Source organism: Sphingomonas sp. ASY06-1R, assembly GCF_052180265.1.
Classification (GTDB): domain Bacteria; phylum Pseudomonadota; class Alphaproteobacteria; order Sphingomonadales; family Sphingomonadaceae; genus Sphingomonas_I.
The window spans coordinates 1691964-1712488 of record NZ_CP197464.1; the positions used below are offsets into that span (position 1 = coordinate 1691964).

General features: G+C 65.2%; 20 protein-coding genes and 1 other RNA gene. 11 read left to right on the forward strand and 10 right to left on the reverse strand.

What is annotated here, in order from left to right:
* Positions 1-212: 212 nt before the first annotated feature.
* Positions 213-1370 carry a vWA domain-containing protein gene (locus ACSBM8_RS08235; protein WP_442681147.1) on the forward strand — a complete coding sequence of 386 codons (1158 nt, stop codon included), beginning with the start codon at positions 213-215 and terminating at the stop codon, positions 1368-1370.
* A gap of 78 nt (positions 1371-1448) precedes the next feature.
* Here ACSBM8_RS08235 and ACSBM8_RS08240 read toward each other — a convergent pair whose 3' ends face one another.
* The 7 genes from ACSBM8_RS08240 to ACSBM8_RS08270 form a co-directional block, all read right to left on the reverse strand.
* Complete coding sequence (locus ACSBM8_RS08240; protein WP_442681530.1) at positions 1449-2030, reverse strand: HD domain-containing protein; 582 nt, start codon at positions 2028-2030, stop codon at positions 1449-1451.
* A 2-nt stretch (positions 2031-2032) separates the two neighbouring features.
* Complete coding sequence (locus ACSBM8_RS08245; protein WP_442681148.1) at positions 2033-3262, reverse strand: MFS transporter; 1230 nt, start codon at positions 3260-3262, stop codon at positions 2033-2035.
* A 43-nt stretch (positions 3263-3305) separates the two neighbouring features.
* Positions 3306-3860, reverse strand: coding sequence for a helix-turn-helix domain-containing protein (locus ACSBM8_RS08250; RefSeq protein ID WP_442681149.1), 555 nt, complete (start codon positions 3858-3860; stop codon positions 3306-3308).
* 268 nt (positions 3861-4128) lie between these two features.
* Complete coding sequence (locus tag ACSBM8_RS08255; protein WP_442681150.1) at positions 4129-6300, reverse strand: primosomal protein N'; 2172 nt, start codon at positions 6298-6300, stop codon at positions 4129-4131.
* 196 nt (positions 6301-6496) lie between these two features.
* Positions 6497-7432, reverse strand: a complete 936-nt coding sequence (locus ACSBM8_RS08260) for a hypothetical protein (RefSeq protein WP_442681531.1) — start codon at positions 7430-7432, stop codon at positions 6497-6499.
* Between the two features lie 103 nt (positions 7433-7535).
* Positions 7536-8516: a diacylglycerol/lipid kinase family protein gene (locus ACSBM8_RS08265; protein WP_442681151.1), complete on the reverse strand. Its 981-nt coding sequence runs from the start codon at positions 8514-8516 to the stop codon at positions 7536-7538.
* 8 nt (positions 8517-8524) lie between these two features.
* Positions 8525-9043: a DUF2141 domain-containing protein gene (locus ACSBM8_RS08270; protein ID WP_442681152.1), complete on the reverse strand. Its 519-nt coding sequence runs from the start codon at positions 9041-9043 to the stop codon at positions 8525-8527.
* Between the two features lie 120 nt (positions 9044-9163).
* On the opposite strand from ACSBM8_RS08270, the gene lptF reads away from it, so the two are divergent.
* The 8 genes from lptF to ACSBM8_RS08310 all read left to right on the forward strand — a co-directional run bounded on the left by lptF (position 9164) and on the right by ACSBM8_RS08310 (position 16052).
* Entirely contained in the window at positions 9164-10363 is a 1200-nt protein-coding gene (lptF, locus tag ACSBM8_RS08275) for an LPS export ABC transporter permease LptF (protein ID WP_442681153.1), read from the forward strand.
* A gap of 2 nt (positions 10364-10365) precedes the next feature.
* A complete protein-coding gene (lptG, locus tag ACSBM8_RS08280) occupies positions 10366-11460 on the forward strand; it encodes an LPS export ABC transporter permease LptG (protein WP_442681532.1) in 1095 nt (364 codons plus the stop codon).
* Between the two features lie 144 nt (positions 11461-11604).
* Positions 11605-12147, forward strand: a complete 543-nt coding sequence (gene infC / locus ACSBM8_RS08285; RefSeq protein WP_116089538.1) for a translation initiation factor IF-3 — start codon at positions 11605-11607, stop codon at positions 12145-12147.
* A 293-nt stretch (positions 12148-12440) separates the two neighbouring features.
* Positions 12441-12538: signal recognition particle sRNA small type (gene ffs, locus ACSBM8_RS08290), an RNA gene on the forward strand.
* 142 nt (positions 12539-12680) lie between these two features.
* Entirely contained in the window at positions 12681-13145 is a 465-nt protein-coding gene (locus ACSBM8_RS08295) for a carboxymuconolactone decarboxylase family protein (protein WP_442681154.1), read from the forward strand.
* Positions 13142-14005, forward strand: a complete 864-nt coding sequence (locus tag ACSBM8_RS08300) for a sigma-70 family RNA polymerase sigma factor (RefSeq protein WP_442681155.1) — start codon at positions 13142-13144, stop codon at positions 14003-14005. The genes ACSBM8_RS08295 and ACSBM8_RS08300 overlap by 4 nt, the downstream gene beginning before the upstream one ends.
* A 74-nt stretch (positions 14006-14079) precedes the next feature.
* A complete protein-coding gene (locus ACSBM8_RS08305) occupies positions 14080-15723 on the forward strand; it encodes a DNA polymerase III subunit gamma/tau (RefSeq protein WP_442681156.1) in 1644 nt (547 codons plus the stop codon).
* Positions 15720-16052: a YbaB/EbfC family nucleoid-associated protein gene (locus tag ACSBM8_RS08310; RefSeq protein ID WP_442681157.1), complete on the forward strand. Its 333-nt coding sequence runs from the start codon at positions 15720-15722 to the stop codon at positions 16050-16052. Before ACSBM8_RS08305 ends, ACSBM8_RS08310 begins: the two co-directional genes overlap by 4 nt.
* Before the next feature lie 194 nt (positions 16053-16246).
* Here ACSBM8_RS08310 and mtgA read toward each other — a convergent pair whose 3' ends face one another.
* Positions 16247-16978: a monofunctional biosynthetic peptidoglycan transglycosylase gene (mtgA, locus tag ACSBM8_RS08315; protein ID WP_442681158.1), complete on the reverse strand. Its 732-nt coding sequence runs from the start codon at positions 16976-16978 to the stop codon at positions 16247-16249.
* An 83-nt stretch (positions 16979-17061) separates the two neighbouring features.
* On the opposite strand from mtgA, the gene ACSBM8_RS08320 reads away from it, so the two are divergent.
* Complete coding sequence (locus ACSBM8_RS08320; RefSeq protein WP_442681159.1) at positions 17062-17859, forward strand: transporter; 798 nt, start codon at positions 17062-17064, stop codon at positions 17857-17859.
* A 78-nt stretch (positions 17860-17937) separates the two neighbouring features.
* Here the strand turns inward: ACSBM8_RS08320 and rpoH are convergent, their stop codons facing one another.
* Positions 17938-18846 (reverse strand): RNA polymerase sigma factor RpoH, encoded by a 909-nt coding sequence (gene rpoH / locus ACSBM8_RS08325; RefSeq protein WP_442681160.1) that lies wholly within the window; start codon positions 18844-18846, stop codon positions 17938-17940.
* A 69-nt stretch (positions 18847-18915) separates the two neighbouring features.
* A complete protein-coding gene (locus tag ACSBM8_RS08330) occupies positions 18916-19869 on the reverse strand; it encodes an RluA family pseudouridine synthase (RefSeq protein WP_442681161.1) in 954 nt (317 codons plus the stop codon).
* A 64-nt stretch (positions 19870-19933) separates the two neighbouring features.
* Between ACSBM8_RS08330 and ACSBM8_RS08335 the strand changes: the two genes are divergently transcribed.
* Positions 19934-20323, forward strand: a complete 390-nt coding sequence (locus ACSBM8_RS08335) for a M67 family metallopeptidase (RefSeq protein ID WP_442681162.1) — start codon at positions 19934-19936, stop codon at positions 20321-20323.
* Positions 20324-20525 lie beyond the last annotated feature (202 nt).

The window sequence follows — 20525 nt, forward strand, 5'->3', positions numbered from 1 at the left end:
CGTCGGCCTTATTCGTGCTTCGTAGCCGAGCCGCTTGACGACATCCCGCTGGTTCGCAGCGCGTAGTAACCGCGCGTCGGCCCACTGGTACCGGGAAAGGGCGCGGGATATCCTCGACGCAGAGGGCGAATAGCCGGAAACCGCCTGCCGCATGCCAGCCCTGTCCTTTTTTATAGGCTTATGGCAGTTTCGCGCCGCAGGGGGCATTTGACATGACTTTCAGTCTTTTGCGAAACGTGACGTGCTGTCTGCTGGCGCTTGCGGCCGGGGGGTGCGGCAAGCCCTCCAGTGATCGCCAGGCGGCATCCGATCGCGACCGCGCCGCCATGGAAACGTCCGTGCAGGGCGCAACGGACGCAGCCCGGGCCTATGTCGCGCAATTCACGCAAAAGGATCCTGAAGCCTGCTTCAAGAAGGACGTGGTGCTCAAGCAGCCTGCGCTGAGGGCGCGCGCGGGTGAACTGGGTCCGCAGGTCCCGCCGACGCGCGTAATCGTGATGATCGACGGATCGGGTTCGATGGCGGGGCGCATGGGCGCGAAGACCAAACTGGAATTGGCGCGCGAGGCGGCGCGGAGCTTCGTCGACGGCCTGCCGCCGTCGGTCCAGACATCCTTGCTCGTGTTCGGGCAGCAGGGGAATAACAGCGAGGCAGGCAAGGCGAAATCCTGCGCGGCGGTCGATATCATGGCGCCGATGTCACAGGATCGGGCGGGGTATCGCTCTGCGTTGGGACAGGTGCGCGCCATCGGCTGGACGCCGCTTGCCGCCGCGTTGGATCGTGCGGAGGGGTTGCTGGCGGCCTCCTCCACGCCGGGCGAGCAGATCATCTATGTCGTGTCCGACGGGGAGGAGACGTGCGGTGGCGATCCCGTGGCTGCTGCCAAGCGGATCAATGCCGGGCGCACGCGCGCGATCGTCAACGTCATCGGCTTCAAGCTGCCGGGCGGCGAGGCGGCGAAGCTGGCGGCGGTGGCGCGCGCCGGGGGGGGCGGCTTCGTCAACCTGTCCAACGAGGCGGAACTCGCGCGATACGATGCCAAGATACGCGAAGAGATCCGGCAGACCGACAATGAGGTCGCGACCAGCATCGCCAATACCGACAACAAAGTCGCGACCAGCATCGCCATCACCAATGCGCAGACGTGCACCAGCATCCTGGCGACGAACGAGGAAACGGCGATGTCCATCGACCTTACCGATCGCGAGACGGCGGGCAAGCCGGTTCCCTTCCGCGAGGCGGCGAAGGCGCTGCTGAAGGCGCGCCATGACGCGATGCGCGCGCGGTTCGAGGCCTATCGCGCGCGGCTGAGCGGTGCCGAGGCCAGGGCGAAGACGGGGATCGATGCCGCGGCGAATGCGGTGCGGTAACCCGCGCCCGACCACATCGACGCGATCGGGCAAGTCGGGTCTTCTGTCGTTCGTTCGGTCAGTTTCGCACCGAAACCATCAGGACGGTTGCGAAAGGATCCGGTCTTTGGTCTCGCCATCGACGATTGCGCGGATGTCGCGCAACACAGCGTGCTGGCTGGTCTGAGCCGCGCCATAGGTAAGGTTGAACGCGTAGTCGAAATCGAGTGCGTTGCGGCCGGCCAGATGCTGCAGCATCGTCTCGAGCTTGTCGAACCCCTTGACCAGTCGGGCCTCGGGCGAGCGCGCCTGGGCATAATCCTCCCACAGCGCCAGCATGTCCGCGCGCACGTCTTCCGGCAGCGGCGCGCACAATGTGGACATGTCGCGGCGCTCGCGTTCGGCGCGATCAGGATCCTGGTGCTGCTCGGTCGCCGGCGTGTCGCCATGGATCGCCTCGCCGAGATCATGGACGATCGCCAGCTTGAGCAGCTGGGCGAGGTCATAGCCGGGGAGGTCGCGCTCGCACGCCATGATCATCAGGCACAGTCGCCAGCTATGCTCGGCGGTGCTCTCCTGCCGCCCGCACGCCGTACGGCCGCTGCGTAACGTGTCCTTGAGCGCCGCGGCCGCCTGCAGAAAGGCGATGATGGCGGTTAGGCGACGGGTCTGATCCGACATGGTCACGTGCGCGCCTCCCCGGTGGATGGCTCGATATCGTCACGCACACGGCGCTGACGGAGCGGTTGCGATATTCCCTCGGCAAGCAGCACGAGGGCCAGCATCGCGCCCGCGAGGATCGTAATCGCCAGGCCCAAGGCGTGCCAACCCCAGGTCTCGACCACGCGCGCGCCGAGCGGCGGGCCGACAAGCGCGCCGGCCGCGCCGAATTGCGTCACCAATCCGTTGGCGGCGGCGATGCGGCTATCCTCGGCGGATCGGGCGCCGGCGAGCGCGGGCAGGCGGGTAAACACGATCGAGGCCGCCACGGCGCTGAGCGCTACGACCAGAACGGCAAAGGCAGTGGTCTGGCGTAGGGGCGCTGTCGCGGCGACAACGAACGTGCCCGGCGCCAGCATCATGGTCGCCAGCAACATCGCAATCATTGCGGCCGCCAGCCGGCGATATCCGCTGCGGGCGCCGCGCAGGATCAAGATTGCGATAGCCGCGCCCGGGAGAGCGGCGATCGAGGCCAGGCTGGTCGCGACGCTGGCGCCGCCGATCGAGGCGCCGGTGCGCTCGACCAGGAACGTCGGCAGCAATGCGGTCAGCGCGGAGACGAACACCGTGTAGCATCCGAACGCGAGGGTCGCGAGCCACGCGCCGACCTGTGGCAGCGCGATCCCGGCGCGCGGCGCAACCGGCGACGGACGCATGCGCAATGACGCCATCAGCGCGGCCAGACAGGCCGCCGACCAGACCATGTTCGTCCCGCCGAACCCGACCGCATCGACCAGTTGCCCGGTGAGCGCGCTCCCACACGCCATGCCCACCGGCACGAACGTGCTCCACAATGCCAGCGCGGCGGCTCTGCTGGCTGTCGTCGTGACGCTGATGATCATCGTCGGCGCGGCGATCACGACGAGCAGGTAGCCGATCCCTTCCACCGCGCGCGCGGTGAAAAGGGCCGCGGCGCCGCTGCTCAAACCTTCCGCTGCGCCTGCGGCCGCGAGCAGGGCCAGGCCAGCGGAGAGAAGGCGCCGTGCGCCGAGCCGGCCGATGGCGAGCCCTGCGGCAAATCCGAACAGCGCGCCGCCGACCTCGAGAAGCGAGACCAGCAGACCCGCCTGCGCCAGCGACAATCCGAATCGCGCGCGCAATAGCGGGGCCATGACCGCGAACTTGGCCAGCTGTGCCGCCGCCAGCACGCCGATCAGCCAGAGCGACAGAACGGGAAGCCAGGAGCGTGCCATCGCCCCGCGCTAGCCGGGCGTCGTCACTCGGGAAACGAATGTTTTATGCGTGCGAAGAGAGTGTGGTCGTCACGCGCCCGACACGCCCGTCCGCGAGCGGTACGGTCTCCCACCGGACGAGGCTCGGGCGGACCGGAACATCCTCGCTGCCATTCGCGCCCGTCAGGAACGAACAGGCCTGGAACGGGCGCTCGAACCAGCCGCTGTCGGCCAGCATCGCTTCGGCTTCCAAAATCTCCGGACTGGCATAGCGCCATAGCGAGGTCCCGATATGCGCATCCGCGCCGCCCTTGAAATTCGCGGCGCGGGAGGGCGACGCGGCGAGGAGGACATGGGTCGCATCGCACACCAGATGCACGGCCAGCGTCGAGCTCGTGATCAGCCGCTTGAGCGCGGCGTCGCCGTCATTATCGGCATGCGCCGCGATCAACGCCGCGATCCTGCAGCGATGGTCTTCGTCCGGCGCATGCGTGCCATTCTCCCAGCGCGAAACGCTGCCCTGCGACACGCGCAGCACCTCGGCGATATGCCCCTGCTTGATCCCGTTCAGGCGCCGGAAGCGCAGCAGCGCACGGCCAATCGGAAGATCATGGACCATGATACCACTTTACCGGCATCTCCCTTTTGGCGGCAAGCATGGGCTTTGCCGGATGAAGCCGACGCACTCCACGGTCTGTGGCTGCCCGCTCGTGGCCACGCTCTTCATTGCGAGCGCGCCGCGCACTATTCACGTCGTTCATGTCACATCCTGTCGGCGTGTTCGGACGCTGGCTTCTACGCACCACCAGACCTCTTGCCACCGCCCGGCGCCTTTTGGCTCGTGAGAGACAAGGATCCCAGCCTTCGCTGGGATGACGGATTTAAGGTCAAAGAAAAGAATAAGGATCCACATCCACCGCGACGCGCACACCGCGGGGTTTCTCGATCGGGCCGAGCCAGTCGCGGATCACGTCCTGGACGTCGAGCGCGCGGCGGGCGTGGACCAGGAGGCGCTGGCGGTGGCGGCCGCGCAGCATGGCGAGCGGAGCGGGGGCGGGGCCGTAGACTTGCATGCCCTCGACGCGGGGGGCGGCGCGGCCGATCGCCTTGGCGGTGTTAACCGCCTCGTCGAGGCTTTCGGAGCTGACGATGATGCCGGCGAAGCGGCCGAAGGGCGGGGCGCCGGCGTGGCGGCGCGCCTCGGTCTCGGCTTCGTAGAAGCTATCGGCGTCGCCCGAGACGAGCGCCTGGATAACCGGCGCGTCGGGTTCAAACGTCTGGACGAGCACGCGGCCGGCCTTGGCGCCGCGTCCGGCGCGGCCGGCGACCTGTGCGATCTGCTGGAAGCTGCGTTCGGCGGCGCGCAGGTCTCCGCCCGACAGGCCGAGATCGGCGTCGATCACGCCCACCAACGTCAGGTTGGGGAAGTGATAGCCCTTGGTCACCAATTGGGTGCCGATGACGATATCGATCTCGCCCGCTTCCATCCGGTGGACGAATTCGGCGGCCTTGGCGGGCGACCATAAGGTGTCCGAGGTAACGATCGCGGTGCGCGCGTCGGGGAAGAGCAGGGCGACCTCGTCGGCGATGCGCTCCACGCCCGGGCCGCAGGCGACCAAGGCATCCTCCTCCTTGCATTCGGGGCAGGCGCGCGGCGGCGGCATGACGTGGCCGCAATGGTGGCAGGCGAGCCGCGCGGTCAGGCGATGCTCGACCATCCACGCGGTGCAATTGGGGCATTTGAAGCGGTGGCCGCAATGGCGGCACAGGGTGAGCGGCGCGTAGCCGCGGCGGTTGAGGAACAGCAGGCTCTGCTCGCCGCGCGCCAGCGTGTCCTGCACCGCCGTCACCAGTGTCGGCGCCAGCCAGCGGCCGCGATCGGGGCGGTCCTGGGTCAGGTCGATTGCGGCGATATCGGGCATGGTCGCGCCGCCGAACCGCAGGGGGAGCTTGACCTCCTCATAGCGGCCCTGGGCGACCTGCTGGCGCGTTTCGATCGCGGGGGTGGCCGAGGCGAGGATGACCGGCACGCTTTCGAAATGGCCGCGCATCACGGCCACATCGCGGGCGTGGTACATCACGCCATCTTCCTGCTTGAAGCTGGCCTCGTGCGCTTCATCGACCACGATCAGGCCGAGGTCGCGATAGGGCAGGAACAGGGCCGAGCGCGCGCCGACCGTGACCAGCGCCTCGCCGCTGGCGATCGCGCGCCACGCGCGGCGGCGTTGGGACTGGCGCAGGTCCGAATGCCACGCCACCGGCGCATGGCCGAAGCGCGCGGCGAAGCGCTTGAGGAAGGGTTCGGTCAGCGCGATTTCGGGCAACAGGACAAGCGTCTGCCGGCCGGCCTTGATCGCAGCGGCGACCGCTTCGAAATAGACCTCGGTCTTGCCGGATCCGGTGACGCCGTCGAGCAGGATCGGCGCGAAGGCCTTGGCGTCCACCGCCTGCGTCAGCCGCTGCGCCGCCGCCGTCTGCTCGGGCGAAAGATCGGGGCGGGCATGATCCGGATCGGGCGTGGGGAAGGGATCGTCGACGTGGACTTCGACCGGCTCGATCGCGCCGGCTTTGATCAGGCCGCGGATGACGCCATCGGACACGTCCGCGATCGTCGCGAGTTCGCGCACGATGCCTTGGCGATTTTCGAGCCGTTCCAGCGCCTGCGCGCGCTGCGGGGTCTGGCGGGGCGGGACATGGCCGGTCGGGCGATATTCGACGATCGTGCGCGCCCCGTCCAAAGCGGAGGCGGACGCCAGCGCCATCCGCAACACCGCGGCCGGGGGCGCGAGATAATAATCCGCGGTCCATTCGATCAGGCGGCGCAGCGACTCCTTGAGCGGGGGGAGATCATAGACCGCCGCCAGCGGGCGCAGGCGATTGTCACCGACTTCCGCGTCGGAGGGCATATGCTCCGGCTCCCACACCACGCCGGCCAGTTGGCGCGGGCCGAGCGGCGCCAGCACGATCGAGCCGGGCTGGACGTCATGCTGCGGATCGACGCGATAATCGAGCGGGCCGAGCGCGGCATTCAACAGGAGGACGCGCGCACGCTTGTTCATGATGCTCAGGTAGGGATTGAAAGGCGAAAAGGGAATCGTTGCTATGGTCGAGGGCAATCAAGCGTCTGTCCATGCCGTCATTGCGAGCCGTTCAGCGGCGAAGCAATCCAGGCCCAATAGGAATTATCAGCGCGGGCCTGGATTGCCGCGGGGGGCTTCGCCCCTCGCAATGACACGTCCGCATGCAGAGCTTATGTTAGCGTACCGCGCCTTTAACGATCAGCCTTGGCAGCAAGGCGACGGCACCCAGGATCGGCCACCTCCGCTGCCACGGGCTGATGACGACCGGCTGGCCCGAATGACGGCTGATCTTCCACGCCAGATAATCGATCCCGCCGGCATAGGTGGCGCTCGCCTTGGCCAGCCTTAGCAGCGTCAGCGCCTTGCCTTCGCGGCGGCGGCGGGCCCAGGCGCGGATGCCCTGGCTGCGCTCGCATGACGACATTGGTCGATCGAAGCTGAGCTGCTCGCCGACCAGCTGTGCGTCGAGCCGCGCGGCCTGCAAGGCGGGAAGGGTGAAGGCGCGATAGCGATCCTGATCGGCATCGACGACCGATCCCGCGCGCCCCCCGCGCTCGGCGCGAAGTTCCGCACGATAGGTCAGGGCGAACGCTTCCCGCCACAGATCGAGCCGATCGATCGTGTCGCCGACGCAGGGCCGTGCCGCGCCGAGCAAGGTCGGGGCGGCGCGGGCGACGGCGTCCACCGCGCTCTCCCGCGCGGCCGCATCCGCCGACCAGGCGAGCCGGGACGGCTGAGCGAATCGCGCCCAGACCGACACGTTGCGCGTCCGGGGCGAGGCGAGGCGCAGGAAATCCGCCTCGGACAGAACCGCATATTTCGCGACCAGGCCCTCATGTTCGAACGGGAAGACGTTGGGGGGCAGCAGCCGGTTGGCGGCGGCCAGCCATTTCGCGCCGAACGCCTCGCGATAATCGCGCACGATCAGGTAGAAATCGAGCATCAGCCCTTCGAGCTTCGCCTCCCGCAGCGTCGACCCATAATAAAGCACCGCCCGTGCGCCGGAATGCCGTGCAGCGATGGCGGCGGCCATTGCGGCGACGGCGGGATCGATCGGCAGCGCGAGCTCCGCCGCCACCAGATCGCGAAGCGGTTCCGGTTGGGCGGTCATCGCGGCGCGGGCCACAGTTGCGCTTCAGGCGCGGATCGGGCCGGCGATGTGTTCCTTGAAGCCGCGGCTGCGGCGTCGCGAAGCATTGCTGGCGCCGGCCAGCTCACGCCGCCAGACGCAGGAAAGGCAGCGGATCGGTGGGCCGCAGCACGATCGATCGCCCCTTGCCCGCCTGGAAAATCTCGCCATCGAGGATCACGCTGGAACGATCGCCCTCGATCCGGATCTCATCGCCGCGACGGACATGCACGCCGCGCAGGATGCCGCTGCCCAGCTTGCCGAGCAGGCCGGCCACCAAAGCGCGCATCAGCGCCATCGGATTCTGGTCGATCGCCATCAACTGCAACGCGCCGCTATGCCCGCCGGACACGCCGGCGCCGATCAGCAACTTCTTGAGCGTCGTGACGATCAGGACCGAGAAGCGGCCCTGAATGTCGCCCTGCCGGATCAGCGACACCTTCACGGAACTGGGTCGCTCGGGCAGGAAAGCCGCGCGGATCCCAAAGATGACCGAGGTCATCAATGCGAAGGCGGTCAGGACGTGGCTGAGCCAATTGGGCAGGCCCAGCGGATACACTTTGTTGCGGCAATAGAGCAGGACGTCGGTCAGTCCGGCGCCGCCCAGGAACATGCCGAGCACGGGCTTCAAGCCATCGCTGACGCCATCGACCTCATGCGTCAGCGCGATCAGCTCGCGCGTGATGATGTGGCTTTTGACATCGGAATGCGCGATTTCGAGCACGCGTTCGAGCGCCACGATCGGATCCCCGGTCGCGCCCAGATCCAGTGCGATCAGATTGGTCTTGCCATTGGGCAGCACCGCCACCGGCGGCGGCGCGCAGTTGAAGTGGCCGCCATGATAGAGTTCGGTCAGCGTCGCCTGCACGGTGCCGTCGCCGCCGTTGATGACCAGCACGACCGGATCGACGCGCGAGATCGTCTCCAGCGCGGTGCCGATCTGATCGACATGTTCGACTTCATAGTGAAAGATTTCAGGGTGCTGGGCGCAGAAGGTGCGGACGCGCGGGAGGAGGGCACGGTTACCCGTCGAGCGTGGATTGGAAAGAAGCGCGATCCGGATCATCTGTTTCCTTACTGCCCGCCGCCAATCGGGCCGACACGGGTACCCCGTACATAATTCAAGATCACCGGAACGGTGGTTACGCCAGCAACGCGAACCTGGACCTGCGCCGGAGAGGGCTTGCGCTTAAACATGGCGTCGAACAATGAAATGCTGGGATTGCCCGAAAATCCGCCGCCATCCGACCCGATGTCGGTCCCGCCCGTACCGTCGGTATTATGGCGCACCGACACGGCGTAGAGGCCCTGGCGCGGCACCGGCATGCACACATCGACCGGCCCGTTCCGGGGCGTGCGTACTTCCACCCGCTCCAGATAGGCGCCCTTGTCGAAATATCGCGCCGGGTCGCCGCCATAGGATTGCACGCGGATCGTGCCCGTGCGCGTCTTCAATCCCTGCACCCGCACGAGCATCGCCGGCTTCCCGCCGTTGCAATCATCCGGATGCGGGCCAAGCGCGGCTGCGGTCGCCGGCGCCAGCGGCGCGGCGGCAACGATCAAACTCGCGACAAGGGGCATCAATTTGAACATGACCTCGAAACTCCTGGAAGCTATAGGGCCGGCCAAGCTGGCGCCGGCGACGTTTCGCCTCCATGCGATGGCAGATCGGTCGTGAATGCGGCCAGAACATGGTGACGGAGCGTCGGCAATTTGAATTCGGGTCTGGTCGATCGTTACATTGCGCGCCTGATAGCGGTGCCGTTGATTGCCAGTCTGGTGATCGCGGCAATGCTGTTGCTGCTCGAAAAGATGCTGCGCCTGTTCGACTTCGTCGCGCAGGAAGGCGGCCCTGTGAGCGTGGTCTGGCGGATGCTCGCCAATCTCATTCCGGAATATCTGTCGCTGGGTATTCCGATCGGCCTGATGCTCGGCATCCTGCTCGCCTTCCGCCGATTGGCGACTTCGTCGGAACTCGACGTGCTGCTCGCCTGCGGGTTCAGCTATCGCCGGTTGTTGCGCGTGCCTTATGCCTATGCGGTCGTATTCGCCTTCATCAATCTGGCGATCGTCGGCTTCCTGCAGCCGTATTCGCGCTACGCCTATGAAGGGCTGCGCTACGAATTGCGCACCGGCGCGCTGGGCGCGTCAATCAAGGTCGGCGAGTTCACCAAGCTCGGCAAGAATATGACGGTGCGGATCGAACGCAGCCAGGAAAGCGGGCGGCAGCTGTCCGGCATCTTCGTGATGGCCCAGGGCAAAGAGGGCAAGGAACTGGAGGTCACGGCCGAAAGCGGCCGGTTCATGGCGACCGACGATCCGAATACGATCATCTTCCGCCTGCATAACGGCACGCTGGTGCACGATGCGCCCGGCTTCCCGATTCCGCGCGTGCTGAGCTTCCAGAGCCATGATCTGCCGATCGATCTTCCCAAGGAAGAAGCCTTCCGGCAACGCGGCGGCGGCGATGAGCTGACCATTCCCGAACTGGTCAAATCGGGCAAGACCGCACAGCAGGTCGCGGATCGGACGAAGAGCCGCGCCGAATTTCATTTCCGCATGACGGAGGTGGCGACGATGCTGCTGCTGCCGCTGCTGGCGGTGGCGCTGGCGGTGCCGCCGAAGCGATCGACCTCGGCGCTGGGTGTCTTCCTGTCGATCGTGATGATCGTGACCTATTACAAGATCAATGAATATGCGGAGGCGCTGGCGGTGCGCGGCGGTATCAATCCGATCATCGCCTTGTGGACGCCGTTCGTGTTGTTCGGAATCCTGATCTGGTGGATGTACCGGACCCTGGCGACCGTGCCCGGCGGGCAGCCGATCGGTGCGCTGGAGCGGCAATTCGCCAAGCTGGGTTCGTGGATGCGGCGCCTGCTCGCGCGCTCCAGCCGCAAGAGGGCGGCCGCGTGAAACTGAACGTCTCCTTCTTCGCATCGCGTACGATCAGCTGGTATATGGCGCGACTGTTCGTCGTGCGCTCCTTTGCCGTGCTTGCGGCGCTGGCGGTGATCTTGATGGCGCTGGATCTGCTCGGCGAATCGGGCGACATCCTTGCGGTGCCCGGCAATGGCGACGCCCAGCTGTGGTATTATGTGTCGCTGCGCCTGCCGCAGATCGTCTCGCGCTTCCTGCCTTTCTCGGTTCTATTGGGCACGCTGATCACGCTGGCGACGCTCAACCAGAATAGCGAGATCATCTCGATGAAGGCGGCGGGCATCTCGGCCCATCAGATCCTTGCCCCGCTGATCGTCGCCAGCCTGGCGATTGCGGGCGCCTCCTTCTGGTTCAACGATCATATCGTGGCGCGCGCGACCAACGTACTCTCGGCCTGGCAGGATGTGGATTACGGGCCGGTGCCGCAAAACCGGGGGATCGTGAGCAACGTCTGGGTGCGATCGGCCGAGGATCTGATCCACGCCGGCCAGGTGACGGGGCGGGGGGCGACGACGACGCTGCACGATGTCCGCCTCTACGATCGCGACGGCGACCGGCTGGGCGCGATCGCCAGCGCGCCCGTCGCCACCTATCGCGATGGCGCGTGGCAGATGCGCGACGCGCGGATCTTCGATGTCGGCCGCGGGCGGGTCACCAACCGGTCGGTCCTGACGATCGGGCGCGGGGTAGAACCGGATCGGTTCACGCTGGCTACGGTCAATCCGGACGGCCTGTCCTTCCGCGCGCTGGCCGAAGCGGTCGGCGATCTCCATGCCGCGGGCCGGCCGACGGTCGCGCTCGATACGGTCTTGTGGCACAAGATATCGGGCGCGCTTTCGGTTGTCCTGATGCCCCTGCTGGCGGGTGTGGCGGGGTTCGGTCTGGCCCGTTCCGGCGTCCTGTTCGTGCGCGCGGTGATCGGCATGGCGCTGGGCTTCACCTACTTCGTGGCCGACAATTTCGCCTTGGCGATGGGGAATATCGGGGCCTATCCTCCGCTTCTGGCGGCCTGGGCGCCGTTCCTGCTGTTCCTGCTCATCGGCGAAGCCGTGCTGATCCGGACCGAGGAATGACATGATCGATCGGCGTCTTCACGGCTAAGTGACCGCCTCGCGTCAAACATCTGTCACACCGTCTTTCAAAAAGCCGTTCACCACTCTATATTGGGGAGGTGCCGGCATCCCGCCGCCAAAGGAGAATGCAACATACCACCGCCCATGACGCCGCGCCGCCCGCTGGGTGCGCCGCCACTGCCGCTGAACGGCCCCCGTTTCAACGAGTTCATCCAGAGCCAGAAGGTTCGGGTGATCGATGAGAATGGCGAGAATCTGGGCGTGATGTATACGCGCGAGGCGATGGCGCAGGCGCAGGAGATCGGGCTCGATCTGGTCGAGGTCTCCCCGAACGCCGATCCGCCGGTCGCCAAGTTCCTCGATGTCGGCAAGTTCAAGTACGAGACTCAGAAAAAGGCCAACATCGCCCGCAAGAGCCAGAAGACGCAGGAGATCAAGGAGATCAAGATGCGTCCGAACATCGATGATCATGACTATGACACCAAGATGAAGAAGGTGTTCGAGTTCATCGGTGAGGGCGACAAGGTGAAGTGCACGCTGCGCTTCCGCGGCCGCGAAATGGCGCATGGCCAGCTTGGCATGCAGGTGCTGCAGCGCGTGCAGGCGGACACGGCCGAAGTGGCCAAGGTCGAGCAATTCCCGCGCATGGAAGGCCGCCAGATGCTGATGGTGCTCGCACCGAAGTAAGCACTGGCTTGGCTGGAAGATTGGAGGCGGCGGACTTGGGTTCGCCGCCTTTTTTATTGGACCTGCGTTGCCCTCCTCCCGCTCATGCTGAGTAGAGACCGATTAGGCGGGCAGCGCCGGATCGAGAGCTTGTATCGAAGCGCGCGCCCAATAAGGGTCCTTCGATACGGGCTCTCGATACACCGCTTCGCGGTTACTCGATCCCTACTCAGGATGAGCGGGTGGGGGTGAGAGCGGGTATTTGCTCAAAGCCGCGCTCGCTTGCCATCCTGCTCGGTCTCCACCATATGGCGCGTGGGAGTCGGGCGGGCGGCGTCGTCGCCAACCTGGTCAGATCCGGAAGGAAGCAGCCACAACGATTTCTCGTCGGGTCGTTCCGGCTCCCACCATTTCCTCGATAGGATGCGCCCGCAGCGGGTGGCCGCCCAGGCTGGAGAACCTCGGCGCCGGGTGCCGGTTCAAGAAAATTTGCGCGCGATGTCACATTCGCAAGCGCTGTCTCGTCAGGGTCCTGTTCAACACAGGAGACCGACATGAAGCCCCGCCTCATTCCCTTTGTCGCCGCCCCGCAGCAGATGCAGGCGTTCGTCGACTTCAGTACCGCCATGGCCAAGGACGGCGTCGAGCCATCGCTTGCCGAACTGGTCAAGGTGCGCGCGTCGCAGATCAATCACTGCGCGTTCTGCCTCCACATGCATACGCGCGAGGCGCTGGCGCAGGGTGAGAGCGAATTGCGCCTGACGATGCTGGCGGCATGGGCGGAATCGCCGCTCTACTCCGAGCGCGAACGGGCTGCGCTCGCCTGGACCGAAACGCTGACCCGTCTTCCCGAGACTGGTGCCCCGGATGATGTCTATGCACAATTGCAGGCGCAGTTCACGCCGGAGGAGCAGGTGAAGCTCACGATGCTGATCGGGATCATCAACGCCTGGAACCGCTTTGGCGTCGGCTTTCACGCCGTGCATCCGGTGCCGCACGCGGCCAAGGCGGCGGCATGACCGGCGCGGGCGCGGCGGAAACGTTCGATCCGCTGCGCCCGCGGCTGATTCGCGTGGCCTATCGCATGCTGGGTTCGATCGCAGATGCCGAGGACGTGGTGCAGGATACATTCCTGCGCTGGCTTGCGACGGATCGCGCCGCGGTGCGCGAGCCCGAAGCTTTCCTGCGCCGAGTGGTCACACGCCTGTGTCTCGACCAGTTGAAGTCTGCACGCGCGCGCCGCGAACATTATGTCGGGGAATGGCTGCCCGAACCGATCGTCGAGGATGCGCCGATCGAGGACGTCACGCTCCCGCTCCTGATCGCGCTCGATCGCCTGTCGCCGCTGGAACGCGCGGCTTTCCTGCTTCACGACGTGTTCGGGCTGGGCTTCGACGAGGTCGCGCAATCGATCGATCGCGATCCTGCGGCATGCCGTCAGCTCGCAACCCGTGCGCGCGACCATGTCCGTGCCGAGCGGCCGCGTTATCCCGTCGAGAAAACGCACGGCCTGGAACTCGCCGCGGCCTTCTTCAGCGCGTCGCGCAGCGGAGATATGGAAGGGCTGCAGGCGATGCTGGCGCAGGACGTTGCCGTCTATTCGGACGGGGGCGGCAAGCGGCCGGCGGGAATCAAGCCGATCCGCGGCATCGTCGACGTGATGAAGCTGCAGCGATCGCTTGCGCGTTTCTATGCGGGCGGCCCGTCCGTCCTCGTTGGCTATGGCTTCGTCAACGGCCTGCCCGGTTTCATCACGCGGGAGGCCGACGCCATGTTGCAGACGACCGCCTTGCTGCTGGACGAGGGCCGTATCCTGGCCATGTACGTGATGCGCAATCCGGACAAACTCACGCATCTGGAAGGCGCCCGCACGCATTGAGCGACACCGGCTATGGCGGAACGACGTCACTCCCGCTTCGACAAACCGGACGCTCCATCCTAAATACACGGACGATGGCCGACTCCCTTAATCTCGACGAACCACCGCAGCCGCAGCGGGCCGAAGCCTATCGCGTGCTGGCGCGTAAATATCGGCCGCAGCGTTTTTCCGAGCTGATCGGGCAGGATGCGATGGTGCAGACGCTGGGCAATGCGATCAAGCGCGATCGGCTGGCGCACGCCTTCCTGCTCACCGGCGTCCGCGGCGTCGGCAAGACGTCCACCGCGCGGCTAATTGCCAAGGCGCTCAATTGCATCGGCCCCGACGGCAAAGGCGGGCCGACGATCGATCCGTGCGGCATATGCGAGCCCTGCGTCGCGATCGCGGAAGGCCGCCATATCGACGTGGTCGAGATGGATGCCGCCAGCCATACCGGCATCGACGATATTCGCGAGATCATCGAAGCGGTGCGTTACTCGGCGGTCTCGGCGCGCTACAAAGTCTACATCATCGACGAAGTGCACATGCTGTCGAAGGCCGCGTTCAACGGCCTGCTCAAGACGCTGGAAGAGCCGCCGGCGCATGTGAAGTTCCTGTTCGCGACGACCGAGGTCAACAAGGTGCCGGTGACGGTGCTGTCGCGCTGCCAGCGGTTCGATCTGAAGCGTATTCCCGCCGATCTTCTCGCCGCGCATTTCGCGCATGTGGCACAGGCCGAGCATGTCGAGGCCGAGCCGGAGGCGCTGGCCCTGATCGCACGCGCCGCCGAAGGGTCGGCGCGTGACGGGTTGTCGATCCTCGATCAGGCGATCGCACATGCCGGGATGGACGGCAGCGGCGTCCATGCGGGGCAGGTGCGCGATATGCTGGGCTTGTCGGACCGCGGTGCCATCCGGCGTCTGTTCGCAGCGATGCTGGCGTCCGATGTGCCGGGCGTACTCGCGGCGGTCGAGCAGCAGGATTCGCTCGGCGTGGAGCCGGCGGCGTTGCTACGCGGATTGCTGGAGGTCGTGCACGGCGTCACCCGATCCAAGGCGGGCGGAACGGAAGATCCCGCGCTCAGTCACGAAGAGCGGGAGGCCTATGCCGATTGGGCGAGCCGCATGGGCTATGCCACGCTGCATCGATTGTGGCAGCTGCTGCTGAAGGGCCATGGCGAAGTGCAGGCGGCGCCGCATCCGCGCGAGGCCGCGGAGATGGCGTTGTTGCGCGTGGTGCACGCCAGTCAATTACCCGACCCGGGCGAGCTTGCCCGCAGATTGCAGGCGGGCGAGGTGGTGGCCGCGCCGGCAGCGGCACCGCCCGCGCCGCCTTCGGCGCCAGCCGAGCCTCCGGCGCCGCTGCTGGCGCTGCCCGCCACCCCGCAGGAATTTCACGATATGCTGGTCGCCAAAGGGGCGCACCGGCTGGCCGCCTGCTTCGAGGATGCGCGCGTGATCCGGTTCGAACCGCCCGAGATCATGTTGATGGAGCATAATGCCATCAATGCGGCATTCGCGCAGGACTTGCAGAATTGCCTGAATCCGCGCTTTGGCGAGACCGGGCAGCGTTGGACCGTCACCGTATCGCAAGGCATCGGACGACCGAGCCTGCGCGAGAAGGAGCAGGCCGCGGCCCAGTCCGCGCGGGATCACATTCTCAATGCACCGATGGTGGCGGCAGTGCGTTCGGTCTTTCCGGACGCCGAATTGATTGAAGAGACACGGAGCTTCTCATGAATATGGAAGAATTGATGAAGGCTGCGCAGGAGGCTGCGCAGAATATTCAGTCGCAAATGAGCGATGCGCAGGCCGGCCTCGACAAGATCGAGGTCGAGGGGGCCGCCGGTGGTGGGCTGGTCAAGATCAAGGCGACCGCCAAGGGCCGCATTCTGGGCGTCACGATCGATGACAGCCTGCTTCAGCCGTCCGAAAAGCAGATGCTGGAAGATCTGGTGGCCGCCGCCATCAACGATGCGCGCGCCAAGGCCGATGCCGCCGGCAATGCGGAGATGAGCAAGATGACGCAGGGCCTGCCGCTGCCGCCAGGGTTCAAGCTGCCCTTCTGAGGGCTAGCATTCACACGCCGGAACGTGCTTCGACTTCGCTCAGCACGAACGGTTTTCTGTGCATTATGCCCTTAAAGCCCTCTCCCTTGAGGGAGAGGGTTGGGTGAGGGTGGCCTGCACTACAAGGTCAGGCGCGAGCCTGGGGCTCGCTCCCCCGCACCCCAGCCCTCTCCCCGCTGGGGAGAGGGAGCGTCTCAGCGCAGGCAGCTGTCATAGCCACCGCGCCGAACGATGCCGACGCGGCGGGTGATGCGATTGCCATAGCGTAAGACGCGGCCTTGCGGCGAGATTGCCGCCCGTTCCGCCGGCAGCGGCAATATCGCCGTAATCCGTGCCGCTTCGGTCGCGCTCAGGCGGCTTGCATCATGATGGAAGTAGCGCTGCGCACCGGCGTTGACGCCATAGGTCGCGATCCCGGTCTCGGCGACGTTCAGATAGACTTCCATGATCCGCTTCTTGCCCCACAGATGCTCGATCAGCACGGTGAACCAGGCCTCCAATCCTTTGCGGAGATAGGAGCGCCCTTGCCACAGGAAGACATTCTTGGCGGTCTGCTGGCTGATGGTGGAGCCACCGCGCAGCCGTTTCCCGGCTTCGTTGCCCTTGAACGCTTTTTCGATCGCCTTGAAATCGAAGCCGTGATGCGTGCAGAAATTGCCGTCCTCCGCGGCAATGGCCGCACGCGCCATATTGGGATCGATCTGCGACAGCGGCATCCAATCCTTGTGCAGCGAATGCCCGTGGGTGATGTCGCCAAGCTGCGTGATCGTGATCGGCGGCGGCACGAAGCGGTAGATCGCGACCATCAGCAGCGACAGCAGAATGAAGCCCAGTACGATGCGGACGATCCATATCAGGATACGACGCGGCCAGGAGCGGGGGCGGGCGGACGGGGCGGGACGGCGCGAACGCGCGACAGCAGGCATGAAGGGCTCCTAGCGGATGCGCACGCCCGCTGGAACGGTGGATCACGATGCTCGTTACAGCGCCGTCATCATCGGGAGATATCATGAAGGCTTTGCTCGCCGTCGCTGCCCTTCTGGCCGCAACACCCGCCTTGGCGGACGATCAGCTGCGCGAGCTCTGCTCGGAACGGCCCGGACTGAACACGCCCCCCTGCATCGTCGATCAAGGCCATCTGCAGGTCGAGGTCGGCCTGGGCGACTGGACGCTCGACAAGCAGCCTGACAGCCGCACCGACACGATCGTCGCTGGTGAGATTCTGGCACGATACGGCATTACCCCCACGACCGAAGTGCGGCTGGGCTGGACCGCCTTCGGCCATGTTCGCACGCGCGATCGCGCGACCGGCATGATCGAGCGCACGTCCGGGACGGGGGACGTGTCGGTGGGGGTGAAGCAGAGTTTGATCCATCCCGACGGGGACGGTTTTTCCGTGGCATTGCTCCCGCATGCGACCTTGCCGACGGGGCGTAATCAGGTGGGGGCGGGGGATTGGGGCGCCGGCCTGCTGATCCCCGTCAATTACGACCTGTCCGAAACGCTCAAGCTGGAAGTAACACCCGAGATCGATGCCGCGGTGAACGAAAGCGGCCACGGCCGCCACACGGCCTATGGAAGCGCGGCCGGTCTTGGCGTCAAGCTCAGCGAAAAGTGGAGTGTCTCGGTCGAAAGCCAGTTGCTGCGCGATCGCGATCCGTCAGGGCATTCGACCCAGGCTTTAGGAGGGGTCTTCGCAGCCTATCAGCCCAAGGATCGGCTGCAATTCGATGTTGGCGCCCAGACCGGCCTGAACCACGCCTCACCTGATGTGGAATTGTATTTCGGCGTCACCGAAAGGTTCTAAGATATGCCTGTTCCCCGGCACGCGCCGGGGTTCAGGTTTTCCTTTTGCAGGATCGCAGTTTGCGGCTGGGTCCGGCGATCACGCCATCGCCGGCACAAGCCGCTTTTCGCCCGCGATCCGCATCATCGCCTTCTGCAACTTATCGAAGGCGCGAACCTCGATCTGCCGCACGCGCTCGCGGCTGACACCATAGACCTGGGAGAGTTCTTCCAGCGTCTTGGGATCGTCCGCCAGACGGCGTTCGGCCAGGATATGCTTCTCGCGATCGTTCAGCGCATCCATCGCCTGGGTCAGCATGTCGTGACGGACATCCTTCTCCTGCGATTCCGCGAGACGCTCGTCCTGCAGCGGGTCGGTATCGACCAGCCAATCCTGCCATTGCGCATCGCCATCCTCGCCAACCATGACGTTGAGCGACGTATCGCCGCCCATCGACATGCGACGGTTCATGGAGGTGACATCCTCCTCGCTCACGCCCAGATCGGTCGCGATCTTGGTGACATGTTCGGGCTTGAGATCGCCGTCCTCGAAGGCGTCGATCTGGCTCTTCATGCGGCGCAGATTGAAGAACAATTTCTTCTGGGCCGCCGTCGTGCCCATCTTCACCAAACTCCACGAGCGCAGGATATATTCCTGGATCGAGGCGCGGATCCACCACATCGCATAAGTGGCGAGGCGGAAGCCACGATCGGGCTCGAACTTCTTCACGCCTTGCATCAGCCCGATATTGCCCTCGCTGATCAGCTCAGACGCAGGCAGGCCATAACCGCGATAGCCCATCGCGATCTTGGCCACGAGTCGCAGATGCGACGTGACGAGCTTTGCCGCGGCTTCCGGATCGCCATGTTCCTGGAAGCGCTTGGCAAGCATATATTCCTCCTCCGGCTGGAGGAGCGGAAACTTGCGAATTTCCGACAGATAACGGTTCAGGCTCGCTTCGCCGCCAAGTGCCGGGATGGTTGCCACCGAATTTTTGCCGCTGGCCATGATGATCAATTCTCCCTGGACCGCATGGGTCCCGATAGGTCGTCAGCCCTGACCTATCGTCTCGCTAGTTTATACCAAAAGATGGCTGAACAGTTCCTGCATGTCTGCCGGCATGTTGCTTTCGAACGACAAAGCCTGGCTTGTCACCGGATGGATGAAGCCGAGCCGTGCCGCATGCAGCGCCTGCCTGCGAAAATTGAGTTGCTCGAGCAACTTGCGATGCTCGCGCGATACGCTGCCATAGCTCGCATCCCCAAGCAGCGAATGGCCGATCGAGGACATATGGACGCGCACCTGGTGCGTCCGTCCCGTCTCCAGCCGGCATTCCACCAGTGCCGCATGGTCGAGCGGTGTCAGCGTTGTATAATGTGTAACCGCATGTTTTCCCTGGCCGGGGCCGACGATGGCCATTTTCTTCCGGTTCGACGGCGAACGGCCGAGATTGCCTTCGATCCGTCCTTCGGCGGGGCGAGGTCGGCCCGACACGATCGCCTTATAGCGCCGATCGATCGAATGATCGGCGAATTGGGCGGCGAGGCCGGCATGGGCCCGATCGGTCTTGGCGGCCACCATCAGGCCAGACGTATCCTTGTCGATCCGGTGGACGATGCCCGGCCGTTCCACCCCGCCAATGCCCGACAACGAGCCGCGGCAATGATGGAGCAGCGCGTTGACAAGCGTGCCGTCGAGATTGCCGCAGGCCGGATGGACAACTAGGCCGGCAGGCTTATCGACGACGATCAGATGCTCATCCTCGAACGCGATGACGAGCGGAATATCCTGCGCGACATTATGCGCCGGTTTCGGATCAGGAACGGCAACGATTGCTGCGCTGCCCCCCGTCACTTTGGTGGCCGGATCGCGTACGATCTTTTCACCAACGGTGACCGCGCCGGCCGAGATGAGGGTCTTCAGACGTTCGCGCGATAGAGTGGGGATGGCTACGGCAAGCGCCCGGTCAAGGCGCCATCCGGCCATTTCCGGCGGCAAGGCCGCATGCTTGAATGACACCCCCGCGTCCACTGTACGCGATATGGTGCGTTGCGGCGTGATTTCAAGGTGTCGGCTGATCTGCTAGCGCTGGGAAATGGAAGTTGCGATCGGGGCCGATACACTGTCTGCACTGCTGGCGGCAGAAGCGGCCAGCCCTGATCGAGAGATTTGCGGGCTTCTGTTCGGGACCGAAACCCATATCACGCGCGCGGACGGAGCGGCTAACGTAGCGCCCGATCCGCAACGCACTTTCGAGATCGACCCGCGCGCAATCTTCGCGGCGTTGCGTGCGATGCGGCACGGAGGGGACCGGCTGATTGGCCATTATCACAGCCATCCCGGCGGCCGCCCAATCCCGTCTGCTACTGATCTGGCAGCCGCCGAGCCCGGAAAGATGTGGCTGATCCTGGCGAGCGACAGTGCGCGTCTGTGGTTCGCGGAACCGGGTGGCTTTCGCGAATGCCGGCTGGTCTCCATACCGTAATGCGTTCACACGATTACCTAGCTACCGTCATCCTGAACTTGTTTCAGGATCCATCGTGCCGCAGGCGGGGTCGCTCGTGGAGAGATGGATGCTGAAACAAGTTCAGCATGACGGCGGGTGGTGCAGCGCTAGAACGCGCGTCCATCCACTCCCCACCCTGAATTTGCTGGCGCGGCGTGGCGCAGCCATTATGCGTGTGCGT